This window comes from Sulfitobacter sp. 1A13368, from assembly GCF_043557275.1.
Lineage (GTDB): Bacteria > Pseudomonadota > Alphaproteobacteria > Rhodobacterales > Rhodobacteraceae > Sulfitobacter > Sulfitobacter faviae.
The window spans coordinates 1-2,496 of the sequence record NZ_JBIFFR010000016.1; the positions used below are offsets into that span (position 1 = coordinate 1).

2 protein-coding genes are annotated in these 2,496 nt (G+C 57.4%); both read right to left on the bottom strand.

What is annotated here, in order from left to right:
- Positions 1 to 72 precede the first annotated feature (72 nt).
- The gene (gene istB / locus ACGYK4_RS17235) at positions 73 to 864 is read right to left on the bottom strand and encodes an IS21-like element helper ATPase IstB (protein WP_093744151.1); all 792 of its coding nucleotides are present in this window, start codon (positions 862 to 864) and stop codon (positions 73 to 75) included.
- Positions 854 to 2,383, bottom strand: coding sequence for an IS21 family transposase (gene istA / locus ACGYK4_RS17240; RefSeq protein ID WP_394457537.1), 1,530 nt, complete (start codon positions 2,381 to 2,383; stop codon positions 854 to 856). The genes istB and istA overlap by 11 nt, the downstream gene beginning before the upstream one ends.
- Between the last annotated feature and the right edge of the window lie 113 nt (positions 2,384 to 2,496).

The following is a 2,496-nucleotide window of genomic DNA, read 5'->3' on the forward strand; positions in this document are numbered from 1 at the left end:
TGTTGATTGTCACTGAGAACTGACCCGGTATTTTCACCGAGATTTGACCCACCCTCAGTTATGCGTCGTGGTTTATGACGCGGTCAATGTTTTGGCCTCCTTTCGTGTTTTCTTTGCAGCCTCAGCGCTGGCCTTGAAGCGGTAGCTGTCGTTTCCGGTTTCGAGGATGTGGCAGCGGTGGGTCAGCCTATCGAGGAGCGCGGTTGTCATCTTTGCATCCCCGAAGACCTGCGCCCATTCTGAGAAGCTGAGGTTTGTGGTGATGATGACGCTGGTGCGCTCGTAGAGTTTGCTGAGCAGGTGGAAGAGCAGCGCCCCGCCAGATGAGCTGAACGGCAGGTAGCCGAGTTCGTCCAAAATGACCAAGTCGACCTTCGTCAGCGTCTCAGCCAGTTTCCCTGCCTTACCAAGTGCCTTCTCCTGCTCCAGCGCGTTGACCAATTCCACGGTCGAGAAGAAGCGCACCTTACGCCGGTAATGTTCGATGGCCTGGACGCCGATTGCTGTGGCGGTGTGGCTCTTGCCCGTTCCGGGACCGCCGATCAAAACGACATTCTCGACCGCTTCGATAAACTCGCATCGGTGTAGCTGCCGCACTGTCGCTTCGTTGATCTCACTCGATGCAAAGTCGAAGCCCGTCAGATCCTTGTATGCGGGGAAGCGGGCAACCTTCGTGTGGTAGGCGATGGACCGTACCTCGCGTTCGGCGATCTCGGCCTTGAGCAGCTGCGACAGCATTGGTGTGGCAGCTTCGAACGCTGGCGCACCCTGGGCGACCAAGTCTTCAATCGCATTTGCCATGCCGTACAGCTTGAGACTGCGTAGCATGATCACGATAGAGGCTCCTGCTGGGTCATGACGCATGGCGCTTCTCCTCAGTCCGTCGCAACCCGTCATAGCGATCGACGTTGGCCTCTGGCGTTGTCTGCAATGCCAGTGCGTCCGGCGGATCGACCTCGGGGTGATCTGTCGGTCTGCGGTCGATCAATCGGTGCAACAGGTTCAGGATGTGCGTCTTGGTGGGGACGCCCGCTTCAAGTGCCAACTCCACTGCGCACAAAACGTCCTCTTCGTTGTGCTGAAGGACCAGAGACAGAATGTCGACCATCTCTCGGTCACCGCCTTCTTTACGCAGCATGTGATCCTGCAATTGACGGAAGGCATCCGGCATCTCCGTGAACGGCGCACCATTCCGAAGTGCGCCCGGTTTGCGTTGGATAACAGCGAGATAGTGGCGCCAGTCATAGATGACCTTGCCGGGCTTTCGATGAGACCGCTCGATGATCCGCGCATGCTTGCAAACCGTTTGCCCTTCAGCGACCACGACCAGCCGTTCGGGATAGACATGCAAACTGACACGGCGGTTCGCAAAGCTGGCGGGAACGCTGTAGCGATTGCGTTCGAACGTGATCAGGCATGTGGGTGACACACGCTTACTATGTTCGATAAAGCCATCGAATGCCGGTGGCAGTGCCATCAACGTGGGCTTCTCGGCCTCCCACACGTCAGCGATGGACCCCGGCAAAGCCTTGTGCGGTGTCTCTGTCCAAAGGGCGATACAGCGGTCTTCAAGCCATTGGTTCAGCTCTGCCAGATCGGCAAAGACCGGCATGACCTGCCACATGCGGTTACGGGCATCCTGCACATTCTTCTCAACCTGGCCTTTCTCCCAACCGGCTGCCGGATTGCAGAACTCGGGCTCAAACACGTAGTGGCTGGCCATCGCTTTGAAGCGTGCAATGACATCCCGCTGCTTGCCTCTGCCCACACGATCAACGGCGGTCTTCATATTGTCATAGATCCCGCGGCCAGGCACACCGCCGAACACGCGGAATGCATGCCAGTGGGCGTCAAACAGCATCTCGTGCGTTTGCAGCGGGTAGGCCCGAACCAAGAAAGCGCGGCTGTGTGACAGTTTGATATGAGCGACCTGAAGTTTGACGCGCTCACCGCCGATGTTGGCCCAGTCCTCGCTCCAGTCGAATTGGAAGGCTTCGCCGGGCGCGAACACCAAAGGCACGTAGGTGCCGCGCCCCGTCGTCTGTTCCGCTCGATGCCGATCTTCACGCCATGCCCGGGCGAAAGCTGCTACGCGTTCATAGGAGCCATCATATCCCAGCTTCACCAGATCAGCATGCATGTGCTTCACTGTCCGCCGCTCTTTGCGTGACTTCCGCGTCTGAATTAAAAGCCAGGCTGACAGCCGATCCGCATAGGGATCCAGCTTGCTTGGACGCTTAGGCGTCTTGAACTGCGGTTCCACCGCACCTTCACGCAGATACTTCTTTACCGTGTTCCGAGACAAACCCGTCCGCCGGGCAATCTCCCTGATTGGCATTTTGTCACGCAATGCCCAGCGTCGAATGACACTCAAAAATCCCATGTCGATCACTCCAAATCCCCCCAACCAAAACCGTCGGGGAAGTGTGTTCACATGGGTCAATTCTCAGTGACAATTTATGGGGCTACCGGGTCAGTTCTCAGTGACAATCAACA

Coding starts and splice junctions, on each gene's coding strand:
- istB (WP_093744151.1), bottom strand. CDS start 864: ATGCGTCATGACCCAGCAGGAGCCTCTATCGTGATCATGCTACGCAGT.
- istA (WP_394457537.1), bottom strand. CDS start 2,383: ATGGGATTTTTGAGTGTCATTCGACGCTGGGCATTGCGTGACAAAATG.